Raw genomic sequence first — 12,859 nt, forward strand, 5'->3', positions numbered from 1 at the left:
TTGCTGAAACCCACCGGAAAATACGCGCGAACCCCCTCGTTCGCCCGGTTTTGGCCGTCGAGAGAGGTCGGAATTACCGGGGTCTCATCCGGCGGTCGGACCCAGGCCCGGCCCCCGAAACGGGCGTCGGATCGGGTCCGCCCGCCGAGACCGCGGCGCGGTTCAGTAGAACTCGCGGACGAGGTCGGTCGCGCCCTCGGGGGCGCCGTCCGGAAGCACCGACATGTCCTCGTCGACGCCGTGCTGCTCGTGGTACGGCACCGACGACTCGTCCTTGTAGATGACGCCCTGGTGTTCCTTCTCGTTGTCGAGGATCACGTCCTTCGCCGCCTCGCGGTCGGTCGGGTCGTGGTCCGCCTCCTTCAGGTCGACCAGCGAGTCGCGGAAGTAGTCGTACGTGTCGACGTCGTTGAAGGTGACGCAGGGGGAGTAGACGTTGACGAAGCCGAACCCGTCGTGCTCGATGGCCTCCTGGATGATCTCTTGGTGGCGGAGCGCGTCCGAGGAGAACGACTGCGCGATGAACGTCGCGCCGGAGGCGAGCGCCAGCGCGTGGGGGTTCACCGGCGGCTGTTTGGGCCCGTCGGGGCTCGTCGACGTCTCGAAGTCCTCGCGGGAGGTCGGCGACGCTTGGCCCTTCGTCAGCCCGTAGATGCGGTTGTCCATCACGACGTACGTCATGTCGACGTTGCGCCGGACGGCGTGGACGAAGTGGCCCGCGCCGATGGAGTAGCCGTCGCCGTCGCCGCCGGCCACCATCACCTCGATGTCGGGCCGCGCCATCTTGACGCCGGTGCCGACGGGGAGCGCGCGCCCGTGAACCCCGTGGAGCGCGTAGCTGTGCATGTACGTGCCGATCTTGCCGGAACAGCCGATGCCGGCGACGACGAAGGTGTTGTCGGGGTCGTTGCCCGTCTCCGCGAGGGCCTTCATCATCCCGTTCATCGTCCCGAAGTCGCCGCACCCCGGGCACCACGTCGGCTGCTTGTCGGACTTGAAATCGGTGAATCGAATGTCTGAGCTCATTGGTTACGCCTCCACCCCCGCTTCGAGGGTCGACTTGATCTCCGCTGCGAGTTCGTCGGCCTTGAACCGCACGCCGTTGTACTTGTTCACGCGGTCGACGCGTTCGAGCACGTCGTGTTCGACGAGGTCCGCGAACTGGCCCTGCTCGTTACACTCGACGACGACCGTCGTCTCGGCGGCCGCCACGTCTTCCGCGAGGTCCGGCCGCGGGAAGATGTACGGGACCGAGAGGACCCGCACGTCCAGTCCGTCCTCGTCGAGGAACTCCACTGCCTCGGCGAGCGCGCCCTCGTTCGACCCCCACGTGATGACGAGGGTGTCCGCGTCCTCGTCACCGAACTCGCGCGGGCTCCAGTCCTCGCGCTCACGGGCGGTCTCGACCTTGCGGTTGCGCTTGTCGACCTGCTCGACGCGCATCTCCGTGTCCTCTGTCCGGCGGCCCTGCTCGTCGTGTTCGAGGCCGGTGGACATGTGCGCGCCGTCGGCCGTACCGGGGAACGCCCGCGGCGAGACCCCGTCGTCGGTGATCTCGTGGGGCTGGAAGCCGCCCGACTCGCTCATGTGGTCGTCGATCGCCGTCTCGTCGACGACCTTGCCGCGGTCGATCTCCACCTCGTCCATGTCGAACGTCTCCGGGGAGAACGTCTGCTCGGTGACCGCCATCGAGAGGTCGGCGGTGAGGTAGACAGGGAGCTGGTACTTCTCGGCGAGGTTGAACGCCTCGACGGTCTTCCAGAAGCACTCCGAGATGGTGGTCGGCGCGAGGACGAACCGCGGCACCTCGCCGTGGCCGCCGTACAACATCTGGTTCAGGTCGCCCTGCTCCTGTTTCGTCGGCATCCCCGTCGAGGGGCCCGAGCGCATCACGTTACAGATGACGAGCGGCGTCTCCGAGGTGGCGATGAGCCCGAACGTCTCGGTCATCAGGTCGATCCCCGGCCCGGAGGTCGCGGTCATCGCGCGGGCGCCGCCGCGGGCCGCGCCCAGCGCCATGTTGATCGCGGAGAGCTCGTCTTCCGCCTGGACGACGTGGCCGCCGTACCGCTCGATGCGGCCAGTGAGGTACGTCATCACGTCGGTCGCGGGCGTGATCGGGTAGCCGGCGTAGAAGCGGCAGCCGGCCGCGATGGCGCCCATGCCGATCGCTTCGTCGCCGTTGAGGAGGACGTAGTCCTCGTCGGTGGTCTCCAGCGAGTAGTCGAACTCGTGGTCGTACTCGTCGGCGACGTACGACTGGCCCGCGCGGGCCGCCTCCTTGTTGTTGTCGACGAGCTTCTGGCCCTTGTCCTTGAACCGCTTCTCCAGCGCCGAGTCGAGGTTCTCGATGGGGAACTCGGCCACCTCGCAGGCCGCGCCGAGCGCGACGACGTTCCGCATAATCGCGCCGCCGGCCTCCTCGGCCAGGCTCTTCAGCGGCACGTCGAGGCCGATCATCCCCTCGGGGATCTCGACGTCCTGCATCGTCGTCCGTTCGCCGTCGTAGATGATCACCGACCCCTCGTGGAGCTCGTCGAGGTTCTCCTCGATCGTCCGGGGGGTCAACGCGATGAGCACGTCGAGTCGGTCAACGACGCTCTGTACCTTGTCGACGGAGGTCCGCACCTTGTAGGCGGTGTAGCCGCCTCGTATCCGAGATGCGAAGTCCTTCGACGTGAACACGTGTCGACCCGCGCGGGAAAGCGCCTGTGCGAAGATCTTCCCCGTCGAGTCGATGCCGTCGCCGGCCTCTCCGCCGACAGCCCAGTTGAAATCCGCAGCCATGTGCTATGGGCAAGGTTCCGGCGGACTCATCAAAAGGCTTCTGGAAGGAGCCACCGAGGTGTATCTGGACGTACGTCTTCGATATCGCGAATATTGTCAGCTTTGAGCCCTATATACCTTGTAATAACGCATATAATTGGACGTTCGTTCAGCAAAATCATCACGATCGACCCTTCGCGTCGGACCCGTTTTCGACGTTTGACGAACTGCGTCGGCCCCGTGCGCGGCGGACTTGTTCACGACGAGGTAGGCCAAGGCGTCGGGTATCCCCGCATCTGGCGTCCATGTGTCGGGTCGTCCCCACGCCGAGGCGGTCGGCCCTGCGGGCCGGTCACCGCAGCGGGGATCTGGGCCTCCCGTCCGAACCGGTTTCGACATGGGCAGGACCGACGGCGACGGGAAGGCGTTTGTGTCTGCCCCGCCGATCCGACGTATGGACACGACAGCGACGGTCGAGTCGGTGGAGCCGGTCGGCTCCGACACGTACGCCCTCCGCTTCCGCGCCCCCGAGGGGTTCGCGGCCGAACCCGGACAGTTCGTGAAGCTCGGCACCGAGATCGACGGCGAGTCGGTCGCGCGGTTCTACACCCTCTCGTCGCCCCGCGTCGGCGAGACGTTCGAGGTCACGGTCGGTATCGACCCCGACGAGGGCGGCGAGTTCTCGGCGTTCCTCTCCGGCGCCGAGGCGGGCACCGAGATGACGCTCTCCGGCCCCTTCGGCGACCAGCACTACGACGGCGAGCCACGCGCGGTCGTGATCGCGGGCGGCCCCGGGGTCGGCCCCGCGGTCGCCATCGCCGAGCGCGCGCTCGACGAGGACGCCGAGGCCGCCGTCGTCTACCGCGACGACGACGTGGCCCACGCCGATCGGATCGACGCCCTCCGCGAGCGCGGCGCCGCGGTCAGGCTGCTCGACGGCGATGCCCCCCTGACCGACGCCGTCGCCGACGTCCTCACCGGCGCCGACGGCGGGACCGTGTTCGTCTACGGGTTCGCCGACCTCGTCGCCGACGCGGAGGCCGCCATCAAGGCGGCGGGCGGCGACGCGGACGCCGCGAAGGTCGAGAACTTCGGGTAGGCGCGGCCGCAGGCCGGGCCGTCCGCGCTCGCGTCGGCGCCTCGGCCGATCTTCGCGGCGTCGCCGGCCGGCGCCGCCACGCTTTACACACCTCCCCCGCGAGGACCGGGTATGGACTACCGACGGCTCGGGAACACCGGGCTCAGCGTCTCGGAGCTCTGCTTCGGCACGTGGCGGTTCGGGCGCGAGACGAACGGCGTCGTGGAGACGGGTCGCGAGGAGTCACACGAGCTCCTCGACGCGGCCGCGGACCGCGGGATCAACTTCATCGACACGGCCAACGTCTACGGGACGCCGAACGGGAAAAGCGAGACGTACATCGGCGAGTGGCTCGCGGAGCGGGACCGCGAGGACTACGTGATCGCCTCGAAGGTGTACTTCCCATTCGACGGGCGCGGCGAGCCCGGACCCAACGACTCCGGGCTCGGCCGGAAACACATCCGCGCGCAGATCGAGGGGACCCTCGACCGGCTCGGCACGGACTACCTCGATATCTACTACATCCACCGCTGGGACGAGGACACCCCCATCGAGGAGACGATGCGCGCGCTCGACGAGCTGGTCGCCGAGGGAAAGGTCCACCACCTCGGCGCGTCGACGATGGCGGCGTGGCAACTGACGAAGGCGCAGTGGACCGCCGACGCCAACGGGTACGCGGGCTTCGACGTGGTCCAGCCACTCCACCACGCGGGCTACTACGAGGACGTGAAGGAGTACCTCGACGTCTGTATCGACCAAGACCTCGCGGTCTGCCCGTACTCTCCGCTCGCGGGCGGGTTCCTCACCGGGAAGTACGAGCGCGCCGACCCGGACGACCCCGAGCAGGTGATCGCGCCCGACGGCTCCCGGGCGAGCTTCGACGACCGGTTCGAGCGCTTCTATCTCTCCGAGCGCGGCTGGAAGGTGCTCGACGCGGTCCGCGATGTGGCCGACGAGTGGGACGCGACGCCCGCGCAGGTCGCGCTTGCGTGGCTCTCCGGCTGGGACGAGTTCACCTGCGTCCCCATCGTCGGCGCGCGGACGGTCGACCAGCTCGACGAGAACGTCGCGGCGGCCGACCTCCACCTCTCCGACGAGCAGTGGGACCGGATCATGGACGCGCGCTACGACCCGGACGGGAACCGCTGGGGCCACTGAGCAGTCGCCTCCCGTCCACAAGCGGCCGCTACTCGTCGAAGTCCGGCAGGTCGTCCGGCGCCTCGAAGTCGGCCTCCCAGTCGATGTACTCCTCCTTGAGCGTCTCGCAGACGATCTGCCCGAGCTCCGTGAGCCCCGCGTTGATCGCGGAGACGGTCCCCCACGAGTCGAGGTCCGGGTGGAGGTCGCGCTCCTTCCAGTCCTCTGGCAGCCCCGGCGCGTGGTAGCCGACCCGGTCGGCGAAGTCGTCCCAGAAGAAGTCGAACCGGGAGACTAACTCGAGGTCGAGCGCGATCTGCCAGTCCGCCGCGTCCATGTCGCTGCCCGCGGCCCACTGGTCGAACGCCTCCTCCCACGCGCCCTCGCGGAGGAGCGCTTCGAGGTCGTCGCGGCGGTACTCGCCGCCAGCCACCTCGGCGTCCTCGTACTCGTTCGGGTCGACGGCGGCGAGTTCGGGAGGCTCCGGCAGGTCGACGTCGAGTGACATGGTCCGTAGTGGGTGCCGACGGGCCAAAACGCTACGGGAACGGAGCGCGGCGAGGCGGCCGCCCCCCGCGTCCGCTCCGATCCGGTCCTTTTACCGCGGTTCCGTTCCGAGGTCGGGTATGAACCTCCGCGCCGTCTCGCGTCGGGTCGGGATCGCCGCCGCGGTCGTCACCGTCGTCGCGCTCGTCGCGCCGTACGCGATCATCACGGGGCCGGAGTACGCGTCGCAGCTCGCGTCCTACTACGCCTCCGGGGCCGTCGGCTGGAGCGGGATCGCGCTGTTCGCGCTGCTCGCCGCGGTCGTTATCGCCTCGGTCGAGCAGGGGAACGTCGACCCGGGGACGCTCGCGGGCGTGGCAATCGTCCTCGGGCTCGCGACGACGGCGAGCGCGGCGACGTGGGCGCTCGCGGTCCAACCGACCGCCGTGTTCCGCGACCACCTCTGGCTGGTGTGGCACGCGCCCGCCGTCGTCGCGCTCTCCGTCCCGCTGCCGCTCTCCGCGGCGGTGTACGTCCGAGCGGTGTTATCGTAGCCGAGACGCCGGAACGCGCGGGACGCCTCTTTTCCGACGCGCGCTCGCCGCCCGCGTCGCCGTCGGCCGGCGAACGAAAGGCCCTTATGCCGCACCCGAATATCGTCGAACGGACTAGGTCGGGCGGTTAGGCCCCGCTCGTTACCCGTGAGGCAGTCTTCAGCGGGGACCGAACAGCGGGCACGTCCGGTCAGACCGGCACGGGCCCCGAGAGCCAACGTGGAAGCCTCGTCCGCCGGGGACAGCGGTCCGTGGCGCCCGCTCGCAGGAGCGGTCCGTCGCGGTTCGTCGGCAATATTGGGTCAGGCGCGGAAGCGAGCAGCCCACCGCCGGACGCCAGTCGCTCGTCGGGTCGCGGGGTGGAGGAGGCAATCGGGATACCCCGTGACGGAACGCCGGGCTACCCCGCCTGTCCGCCATTCATACGCTGATTCGTTCGACGAGTGGTGATGCTGTGACGCTACGGTCGCCGGTGTGAGCGTCGACGCCGCGAGCGTTTACTTATACGTAAAATCACCCTCATCCGGGCTCCAGTTATACGCAATTGACGCCGCCACGCTGAGCAACCTCGAACACCCAGCCGCTCGGCTGTCTGACGATACCATTTATGAATTATCGATCGAAACGACCACCACCGAAGCCCCAGCCGCGAGCCCCGCCCCGCACAGCGACCGCGCCTCACACCTCCCCAGCCTCGTCGGCGGTCCTCCGCTCCGCTCCGGACCACCGACTCCCTCGCGCGTGCTCCTCGCGTCCTTCGGACGCTCGGAGGCACGCGCCACAGCGGCCACAAAAAACCAGTCCCGCGGCTCAGCGACCGGTGTCGTACTTGTACGTCGCCGAGTCGGGGTCGATCCCGAAGTCCTCCGCCGACTCCTCCGGCTCGTCGTCGCCCGTCGGCTCGGCGTCCTTGAACGCCCGCCGGAACCGGTCCGCCATCTCGAACGCGTCGACGGTCAGTTCGAGGCCGACGACCCCGCCGCCGAGGAACTCGCGCTTCTCGGTGAGGCGGTCCGAGAGGGCCGGCGGGAGGTCGTCGGTGTCGACGCGCTCGAAGCCGAACTGCGTCAGGTACTCCGGCTGGTCGGTGAGTACGTACACCGTCTCGAACCCGTCCGCGGCCGCGGTGTCGACGAGGCGCTCCACGACGTGCGCCCCGACGCCGCGGTCGCGCCACTCGGGGAGGACGCCGATGCCGGTGAGCTCGATCCGGTTTTCCTCGTCCTCGTCGCCGCGGTGGAGGCGGAGCCGACCGAACCCGGCCCGGTCGCCCGACTCCTCGTCGACCGCGATCACGTAGTCCCGCGACCGGAAGGCGACGTCGTCGAGCCCCAGCTGCTCGATCGCGTCCAACAACCACGCCTCGTCACGGTTTTTGGCGTCGCGGACGTACATAGACGGCTGTACGAGGGCGGAGGTGAAAAGCGGTTCCCCGGCCCGATCGTCCGCCGTCATCGCGTCGCTTTTGCCCGCCGGCCGCCGACCCGACGCGTATGGAATTCGCCGCGCTGGCTGAGCGGGCGGAACGGGTGGCCGCGCACGACGGCGACATCGAGACGACCCTCGCGGTCGCCGACCTGCTCGCGGACGCCGGCGACGGCGGCGCGAACCACGGGTCGACCGACGACCTCCCGGTCGTCGTCCGGTTCCTCCTCGGTCGTGTCTTCCCCGCCCACGACACCCGTACGCTCGACGTCGGGCCCGCGCTCTGCCGCGAGGCGATCGCCCGCGCCGCGGGCCCGAACGTCGACGCCGCCGACGTCGAGGACCGCCTCGCCGAGCGGGGCGAGATCGGTGCGGTCGCGGCCGCGTACGACTTCGGCGGCCAGCGGGGCCTCGCCGCGTTCGGCTCCGGTCGCGACGCGCTCACGGTGGCCGCGCTCGACGAGGAACTCCGCAACCTCGCGGCCGCGAGCGGCGACGGCAGCGAGTCGCGCAAACGCGACGCCCTGTTCGGGCTGTTCACCCGCTGTTCGCCGAGCGAGGCGGCTTTCCTCGCCCGCCTTGTCCTCGGCGAGATGCGGCTCGGCGTCGGCGAGGGAACCGTCCGGGACGCGATCGCGGAGGCGTTCCTGACCTCCGAGACGGCCCACGACGGCGCCGAGTCCGGGGACGACGATGACGGCCCCGCCGACGGCGACGGTCCCGAACTCACCGCGCCCGACGACGCGGTCGCGGCCGTCGAGCGCGCGCTTCAGGTGACGAACGACTACGGGCGGGTCGCCGTCCGCGCCCGCGACGAGGGAATCGCGGGGCTCCGCGAGGAGTCGCTGCGCGTCGGCCGCCCGGTCCAGGCGATGCTCGCGCAGGCGGGCACCGCGACCGACGCGCTCGACGCGTTCGGCGAGGTCGCCGTCGAGACGAAGTTCGACGGGGCTCGCGTTCAGGTTCACTACGCGCCGCACGGAGCCGAGGCGGACGACGGCGTGCCGGACGGCGACGCGCCGGGCGGCGAGGGCACCGCGCTCGGTCCACGGCTCTACTCGCGGAACATGGACGACGTGACGGACGCGCTCCCCGAGATCGTCGAGTTCGTCGCCGACCGCGTCGACGCGCCCGTCATCCTCGACGGCGAGGTCGTCGCGGTCGACGACGACGGCGACCCGCTCCCGTTTCAGGAGGTGCTGCGGCGGTTCCGGCGAAAACACGACATCGACCGGATGCGCGAGGCGGTCTCCCTGCGGCTCCACGCGTTCGACTGCCTCCACGCCGACGGCGACGACTTACTCGACGAACCCCTCACCGCGCGCCACGAGCGGCTCCACGAGTTCCTCCCGGACGCAGCCGCGGATCTCACCGTCGCCGCGGACACGGACTCGATCGCGGCCGAGGAGCGGGCCGCGCTCGACGCGGGCCACGAAGGCGTCATGCTGAAGAACCCCGACGCGGCGTACACTCCCGGCGACCGCGGGCGCGACTGGCTGAAGCGAAAGCCCGACGTGGAGACGCTCGACGCCGTCGTCGTCGGGGCCGAGTGGGGCGAGGGGCGCCGTGCGGAGCTGTTCGGCACGTTCCTGCTCGCGGTCCGCGAGGGGGACGAGTCCGCGGCGCAGAACGCCGGGAACGACGCGGCCGACCGCGACGCCGGCGGCCGCGACGCCGACGACCCCGCGCCACCGGGGTACGCCACGGTCGGCAAGGTGGTGACGGGGATCACCGACGAGACGCTCGCGGACCTCACGGAGCGGTTGGAGCCGCACGTCGTCGACGAGACGGGGACGACGGTCTCGTTCGACCCCGAACTGGTGGTCGAGGTCGGCTACGAGGAGATCCAGACCTCGCCGACGTACTCCGCAGGCTACGCGCTCCGGTTCCCCCGCTTCGTCGGCGTCCGCGAAGACAAGGGGGTCGACGACGCCGACTCGCTCGCCCGCGTCCGTCGGTTCGCCGGCGACGACTGACGTTCCGACACGCGAAACTCCTTGACGGTCCGGTTCGTAGGGTAACACATGCCAGGCCCGCTCGGCGACGCGACGCGGCGAGACCTCACCGACGCGGCCGTCGAGCGACTCGCGGCGGCGGGGTTCGAGGTCGACCGCCCGGAGACGGGCGCCGAGCCGCCGGCGGTCGCGACCCGCGGCGACGACCGGTTGGCGGTGGAGCCGCTCGCAGCGGACGACGCGACGCCGATCGTGATCGCCTCGCGGCTCGGCCACGCGCTCGACCGGGGCCGCCGCGCGCTGTTCGTCGCCCGCGACGCCGACACCGCGGCGGCCGTGCGCGACCTCCTCGCCGACCCGCCGCTGCTCGCCGAGCGGACCGACGGTCGACGAACCTTCCACCTCGGCCCGGACCGGGTCCCGGTCTCGGGCGGCGGCTACGCCTGCGTCCGCGCCGACGGCCTCGGCCATCCGACGTTCGGCTGGCGCGAGACGGACACGCCCCTCGGCCCGGTGACGGCCCGCTCGGACGTCGACGCCGCCGCGGTCGACGACGAAGGGCGACCCGTCGTCCCCCGGCTCCTCTGCGAGGTCGACGGCGAGGCGGTCGCCGTCCTCGCCGGCGTCGATAGCCTCCAGACCCCGCCGGACGAGGCGTTCCCGTTCGCGTACCGCCGCGATCCGGACGACAAGCGGTTCCGCGTCCGGCGGGGAGGCGACGGGACGGTCGTCGAGACGGTCAGCGGGTTCGCGGCGCTGCGCGAGGCCGGATACGTTCCGATTCCGATGCCGCTCGTTCCCGAGCACGCGCTAGGGCGGTCGATCGACGACGAGACGCTCACGGCGGCGTGGGACCTGCTCGTGATCGGTGAGGGCGAATCGGTCGACGACGGCTCGGTCGACGACGGGGCGATCGGCGACACGGCCCTCGACGCCGACCGCGACCGATAGCCACCCTCAAGACGAGCGCGCCCGCAGACGGTAACATGACGGTCCGCTACGAGGAGTTCTCGGTGGAGTGGCTCGGCTACGCGACGGCGCGGCTGGAGACGGACGGGGGGCCGGTGGCCTACACCGACCCCGGCCGGTACGGCGTCCTCGACGACTACTGGGCGCGCGACGGCGACCTCGTCGTCGTCACCCACGACCACCACTACGACAGCGACGGGATCCGGTCTGTCGCGAGCGAGGACGCGACGCTCGTGATCTACGACGGGGTCGACCCCGCCGGCATCGACCGCGACGTGGAGCCGATCGACGCGCTCGCGGAAGAGTACGAGGTCGTCCGCGTCGGCGAGGAAGACCGCGTCGACGTCGAGACGCCCGCCGGCGAGGTACGGGTCTGGCCCGTCCCGGCACACAACGATCCGGAGGGGCCGAACGCGGACGCCGACGGCTCGGTCGCGCACCCGCCCGGGTTCGGCTGCGGCTTCCTCCTGTCGCTCGGCGGGCGCACCGTCTTCTGGCCCGGCGACTCGGACGCGCTCGACGGGTTCGCCGAGCTCGACGTCTCCGTCTTCCTCGCGAACATCGGCGGGGGCGGCATCGTCTCGGACCCCCGCGAGGCGGCGGACCTGGCCGAGGCGATGGACCCCGACCTCGTCGTCCCGATCCACTACGACACGTTCGACCTGCTGGAAGCCGACGGCGAGGCGTTCGCCGGGGACGTGGCGAGCCGGTCGATACCGGTCGCGCTCGACGCGCGCTCGGCGAACCAGTAGTCGGACCGGGCGGACGGATACCCGAATCTGACGGACTGATTGCCGAACCGGACGGCGCGAACCTCTCGGCCGGTGGCCTTTTTACTCCGCCGCGTCCTTCCCCGGTCGCATGACCACCGAGTCCGCGCTGGCCGACGGGGTCCGGGAGGCGCTTTCGGTCGACGCCGAGGCGTTCGCCGAGCGCGCGGCCGAGGAGGCCGAGATCGTCAAACAGGAGCTACGCGACGGCTCCTTCGACAACCACCAGTCGATCGTCGGCTTCGAGTACGAGTTCTACGCGGTCGGCGACGGCCGGTGGAGCGAGGAGTCCCGGGCCGGCGAGTACGCGCTGATGCGCGTGCCGCGCCGCCTCTTGGAGCTGATGGGCTTCGAGAAGGAGCTGGGGCTCCACAACGCCGAGATGTCCACGAGCCCGCAGCCCCTCTCCGACCACGGGCTCCGCGCCCAGCTCGCCGAGGTCCGCGCCCGTCTGGAGGCCGCAGAGAACACCGCGGGCGTCGAGGGGATGCGCCTCGTCTCCGACGGCCTCTGGACTATCCCGCCGGCGGGCGAGACCGCGGAGGGATACCTCACCGACAGCGTCGCTGTCGACGGCGTGGTGGTCGCGGTCAACATGAGCGACGCGGTCCGGTACCACGCGATGGCGAACTCGCGCCGAGACGACCTGAACGCCACCGACTCGAACGGGGGCGCCGCGACCGACGCCGAGGAAGAGCCGGTCGTCACCCTCGACGCGCCGGGCGTGTCGCTGGCGGCGGAGACGGTGATGCCCGAGAGCCTCATCACGTCGATCCAGCCCCACTATCAGGTGGCGCACGCCGAGACGCTGCCGCGGCACTTCCGGTACGCGCTTCGGATCGCCGGCCCCCTGCTGGCGCTCGGCGTCAACTCGCCGTTCTTCCCGCCGGCGCTGTACGACGACGGCTGGGACGGCGAGCGTGTCCTCGCCGAGGGGGCGACGGAGAACCGGGTCCACGTCTTCGAGTCCGTCCTCAACGCGCGGACCGACGCCGACAAGGTCCGGTTCCCCCGGGAGTTCCGCGACGTCGAGACAGCGGTCGACCGCATCGCGGCCGACGAGACGCTCATCCCGATGCCGGACCCGGGCGGCAGCGATCGCTTCGACGACGACTTCGCGACGTTCCGGACGAAACACGGCAGCTACTGGCGTTGGGTTCGCCCCGTCTTCGAGGGGGCGAGCCGCTCGGCCGCGAACGCCCGGATCGAGTTCCGGCCGATCCCCGGCCAGCCCACGGTCCGCGACTCCATCGCGTTTCAGGCGGCCTTCGCCGGGCTGATGCAGGCGCTCGCCCAGCACGAACACCCCGTCATCGGCCTCGAGTGGGAGACCGCGCGCGACAACTTCTACGCCGCCGTCGCCGACGGGCTCGACGCCGACATGGAGTGGATCGACCGCGATGGCCACCGGACGACCGACTCGGACGCGATGTACGCGGACCTCCTCGATCACGCGGAGGCCGGGCTCCGGACCGCCGGCTGCGCGGACGACGAGGCCGCGAAATGGATCGCGCCACTGCGGTGGCGCGTCGCGAACCGCACGACTCCGGCGAGCTGGAAGCGGGACCGCGTCCGCGCCCGACTCGACGACGGCGACGACTTTGCGACCGCGGTGGTCGACACCCAGCGCGAGTACATCCGCCAGCAGGCCGACGCCCTCATCGACGGCGGCTTCTCGGCGTGGACGGACGGGGAGTGACCGCCCCCGTGGTCGCCCGG

Annotated in this window: 11 protein-coding genes and 1 other RNA gene; 8 read left to right on the forward strand and 4 right to left on the reverse strand. The window is 70.7% G+C overall.

The features are described from left to right. Positions 1–162: 162 nt before the first annotated feature. Positions 163–1,026, reverse strand: a complete 864-nt coding sequence (locus EO776_RS04765) for a 2-oxoacid:ferredoxin oxidoreductase subunit beta (RefSeq protein WP_049931193.1) — start codon at positions 1,024–1,026, stop codon at positions 163–165. A gap of 3 nt (positions 1,027–1,029) precedes the next feature. After that, complete coding sequence (locus tag EO776_RS04770) at positions 1,030–2,787, reverse strand: 2-oxoacid:acceptor oxidoreductase subunit alpha (protein WP_089307894.1); 1,758 nt, start codon at positions 2,785–2,787, stop codon at positions 1,030–1,032. Positions 2,788–3,220: 433 nt separating this feature from the next. Here EO776_RS04770 and EO776_RS04775 point away from each other — a divergent pair, with 433 nt between their 5' ends. Both EO776_RS04775 and EO776_RS04780 read left to right on the forward strand, forming a co-directional pair. After that, a complete protein-coding gene (locus EO776_RS04775; RefSeq protein ID WP_094520387.1) occupies positions 3,221–3,865 on the forward strand; it encodes an FAD-dependent oxidoreductase in 645 nt (214 codons plus the stop codon). Between the two features lie 111 nt (positions 3,866–3,976). Next, positions 3,977–5,002 (forward strand): aldo/keto reductase, encoded by a 1,026-nt coding sequence (locus EO776_RS04780; RefSeq protein ID WP_094495094.1) that lies wholly within the window; start codon positions 3,977–3,979, stop codon positions 5,000–5,002. A gap of 28 nt (positions 5,003–5,030) precedes the next feature. On the opposite strand, the gene EO776_RS04785 is transcribed toward EO776_RS04780, so the two are convergent. After that, the gene (locus tag EO776_RS04785) at positions 5,031–5,489 is read right to left on the reverse strand and encodes a hypothetical protein (protein WP_049931186.1); all 459 of its coding nucleotides are present in this window, start codon (positions 5,487–5,489) and stop codon (positions 5,031–5,033) included. A gap of 118 nt (positions 5,490–5,607) precedes the next feature. Here EO776_RS04785 and EO776_RS04790 point away from each other — a divergent pair, with 118 nt between their 5' ends. Both EO776_RS04790 and ffs read left to right on the forward strand, forming a co-directional pair. Next, on the forward strand, positions 5,608–6,021 hold the full coding sequence (locus tag EO776_RS04790) for a DUF7548 family protein (RefSeq protein WP_094520388.1): 414 nt from the start codon (positions 5,608–5,610) through the stop codon (positions 6,019–6,021). A gap of 107 nt (positions 6,022–6,128) precedes the next feature. Next, positions 6,129–6,440: signal recognition particle sRNA (gene ffs / locus EO776_RS04795), an RNA gene on the forward strand. A gap of 391 nt (positions 6,441–6,831) precedes the next feature. On the opposite strand, the gene EO776_RS04800 is transcribed toward ffs, so the two are convergent. Beyond that, positions 6,832–7,416 carry a GNAT family N-acetyltransferase gene (locus EO776_RS04800; protein ID WP_049931183.1) on the reverse strand — a complete coding sequence of 195 codons (585 nt, stop codon included), beginning with the start codon at positions 7,414–7,416 and terminating at the stop codon, positions 6,832–6,834. A gap of 98 nt (positions 7,417–7,514) precedes the next feature. On the opposite strand from EO776_RS04800, the gene EO776_RS04805 reads away from it, so the two are divergent. The 4 genes from EO776_RS04805 (at position 7,515) to EO776_RS04820 (ending at position 12,839) form a co-directional block, all read left to right on the forward strand. Beyond that, the gene (locus EO776_RS04805) at positions 7,515–9,422 is read left to right on the forward strand and encodes an ATP-dependent DNA ligase (RefSeq protein ID WP_129452371.1); all 1,908 of its coding nucleotides are present in this window, start codon (positions 7,515–7,517) and stop codon (positions 9,420–9,422) included. A gap of 48 nt (positions 9,423–9,470) precedes the next feature. Then, positions 9,471–10,352: a hypothetical protein gene (locus tag EO776_RS04810; RefSeq protein WP_094520390.1), complete on the forward strand. Its 882-nt coding sequence runs from the start codon at positions 9,471–9,473 to the stop codon at positions 10,350–10,352. 35 nt (positions 10,353–10,387) lie between these two features. Further along, positions 10,388–11,122 carry an MBL fold metallo-hydrolase gene (locus tag EO776_RS04815; RefSeq protein WP_089307889.1) on the forward strand — a complete coding sequence of 245 codons (735 nt, stop codon included), beginning with the start codon at positions 10,388–10,390 and terminating at the stop codon, positions 11,120–11,122. Between the two features lie 109 nt (positions 11,123–11,231). Further along, positions 11,232–12,839 carry a hypothetical protein gene (locus tag EO776_RS04820; RefSeq protein WP_094520391.1) on the forward strand — a complete coding sequence of 536 codons (1,608 nt, stop codon included), beginning with the start codon at positions 11,232–11,234 and terminating at the stop codon, positions 12,837–12,839. Positions 12,840–12,859: the final 20 nt, after the last annotated feature.

Origin of the sequence: Halorubrum ezzemoulense (genome assembly GCF_004126515.1) — an archaeon.
GTDB classification, from domain to species: domain Archaea; phylum Halobacteriota; class Halobacteria; order Halobacteriales; family Haloferacaceae; genus Halorubrum; species Halorubrum ezzemoulense.

Excerpts from the sequence above, each read along its gene's own strand:
- EO776_RS04770 (WP_089307894.1), bottom strand. The coding sequence starts at position 2,787 with ATGGCTGCGGATTTCAACTGGGCTGTCGGCGGAGAGGCCGGCGACGGC.
- EO776_RS04790 (WP_094520388.1), top strand. The coding sequence starts at position 5,608 with ATGAACCTCCGCGCCGTCTCGCGTCGGGTCGGGATCGCCGCCGCGGTC.
- EO776_RS04775 (WP_094520387.1), top strand. The coding sequence starts at position 3,221 with ATGGACACGACAGCGACGGTCGAGTCGGTGGAGCCGGTCGGCTCCGAC.
- EO776_RS04785 (WP_049931186.1), bottom strand. The coding sequence starts at position 5,489 with ATGTCACTCGACGTCGACCTGCCGGAGCCTCCCGAACTCGCCGCCGTC.
- EO776_RS04765 (WP_049931193.1), bottom strand. The coding sequence starts at position 1,026 with ATGAGCTCAGACATTCGATTCACCGATTTCAAGTCCGACAAGCAGCCG.
- EO776_RS04780 (WP_094495094.1), top strand. The coding sequence starts at position 3,977 with ATGGACTACCGACGGCTCGGGAACACCGGGCTCAGCGTCTCGGAGCTC.
- EO776_RS04805 (WP_129452371.1), top strand. The coding sequence starts at position 7,515 with ATGGAATTCGCCGCGCTGGCTGAGCGGGCGGAACGGGTGGCCGCGCAC.
- EO776_RS04800 (WP_049931183.1), bottom strand. The coding sequence starts at position 7,416 with ATGTACGTCCGCGACGCCAAAAACCGTGACGAGGCGTGGTTGTTGGAC.
- EO776_RS04810 (WP_094520390.1), top strand. The coding sequence starts at position 9,471 with ATGCCAGGCCCGCTCGGCGACGCGACGCGGCGAGACCTCACCGACGCG.
- EO776_RS04815 (WP_089307889.1), top strand. The coding sequence starts at position 10,388 with ATGACGGTCCGCTACGAGGAGTTCTCGGTGGAGTGGCTCGGCTACGCG.
- EO776_RS04820 (WP_094520391.1), top strand. The coding sequence starts at position 11,232 with ATGACCACCGAGTCCGCGCTGGCCGACGGGGTCCGGGAGGCGCTTTCG.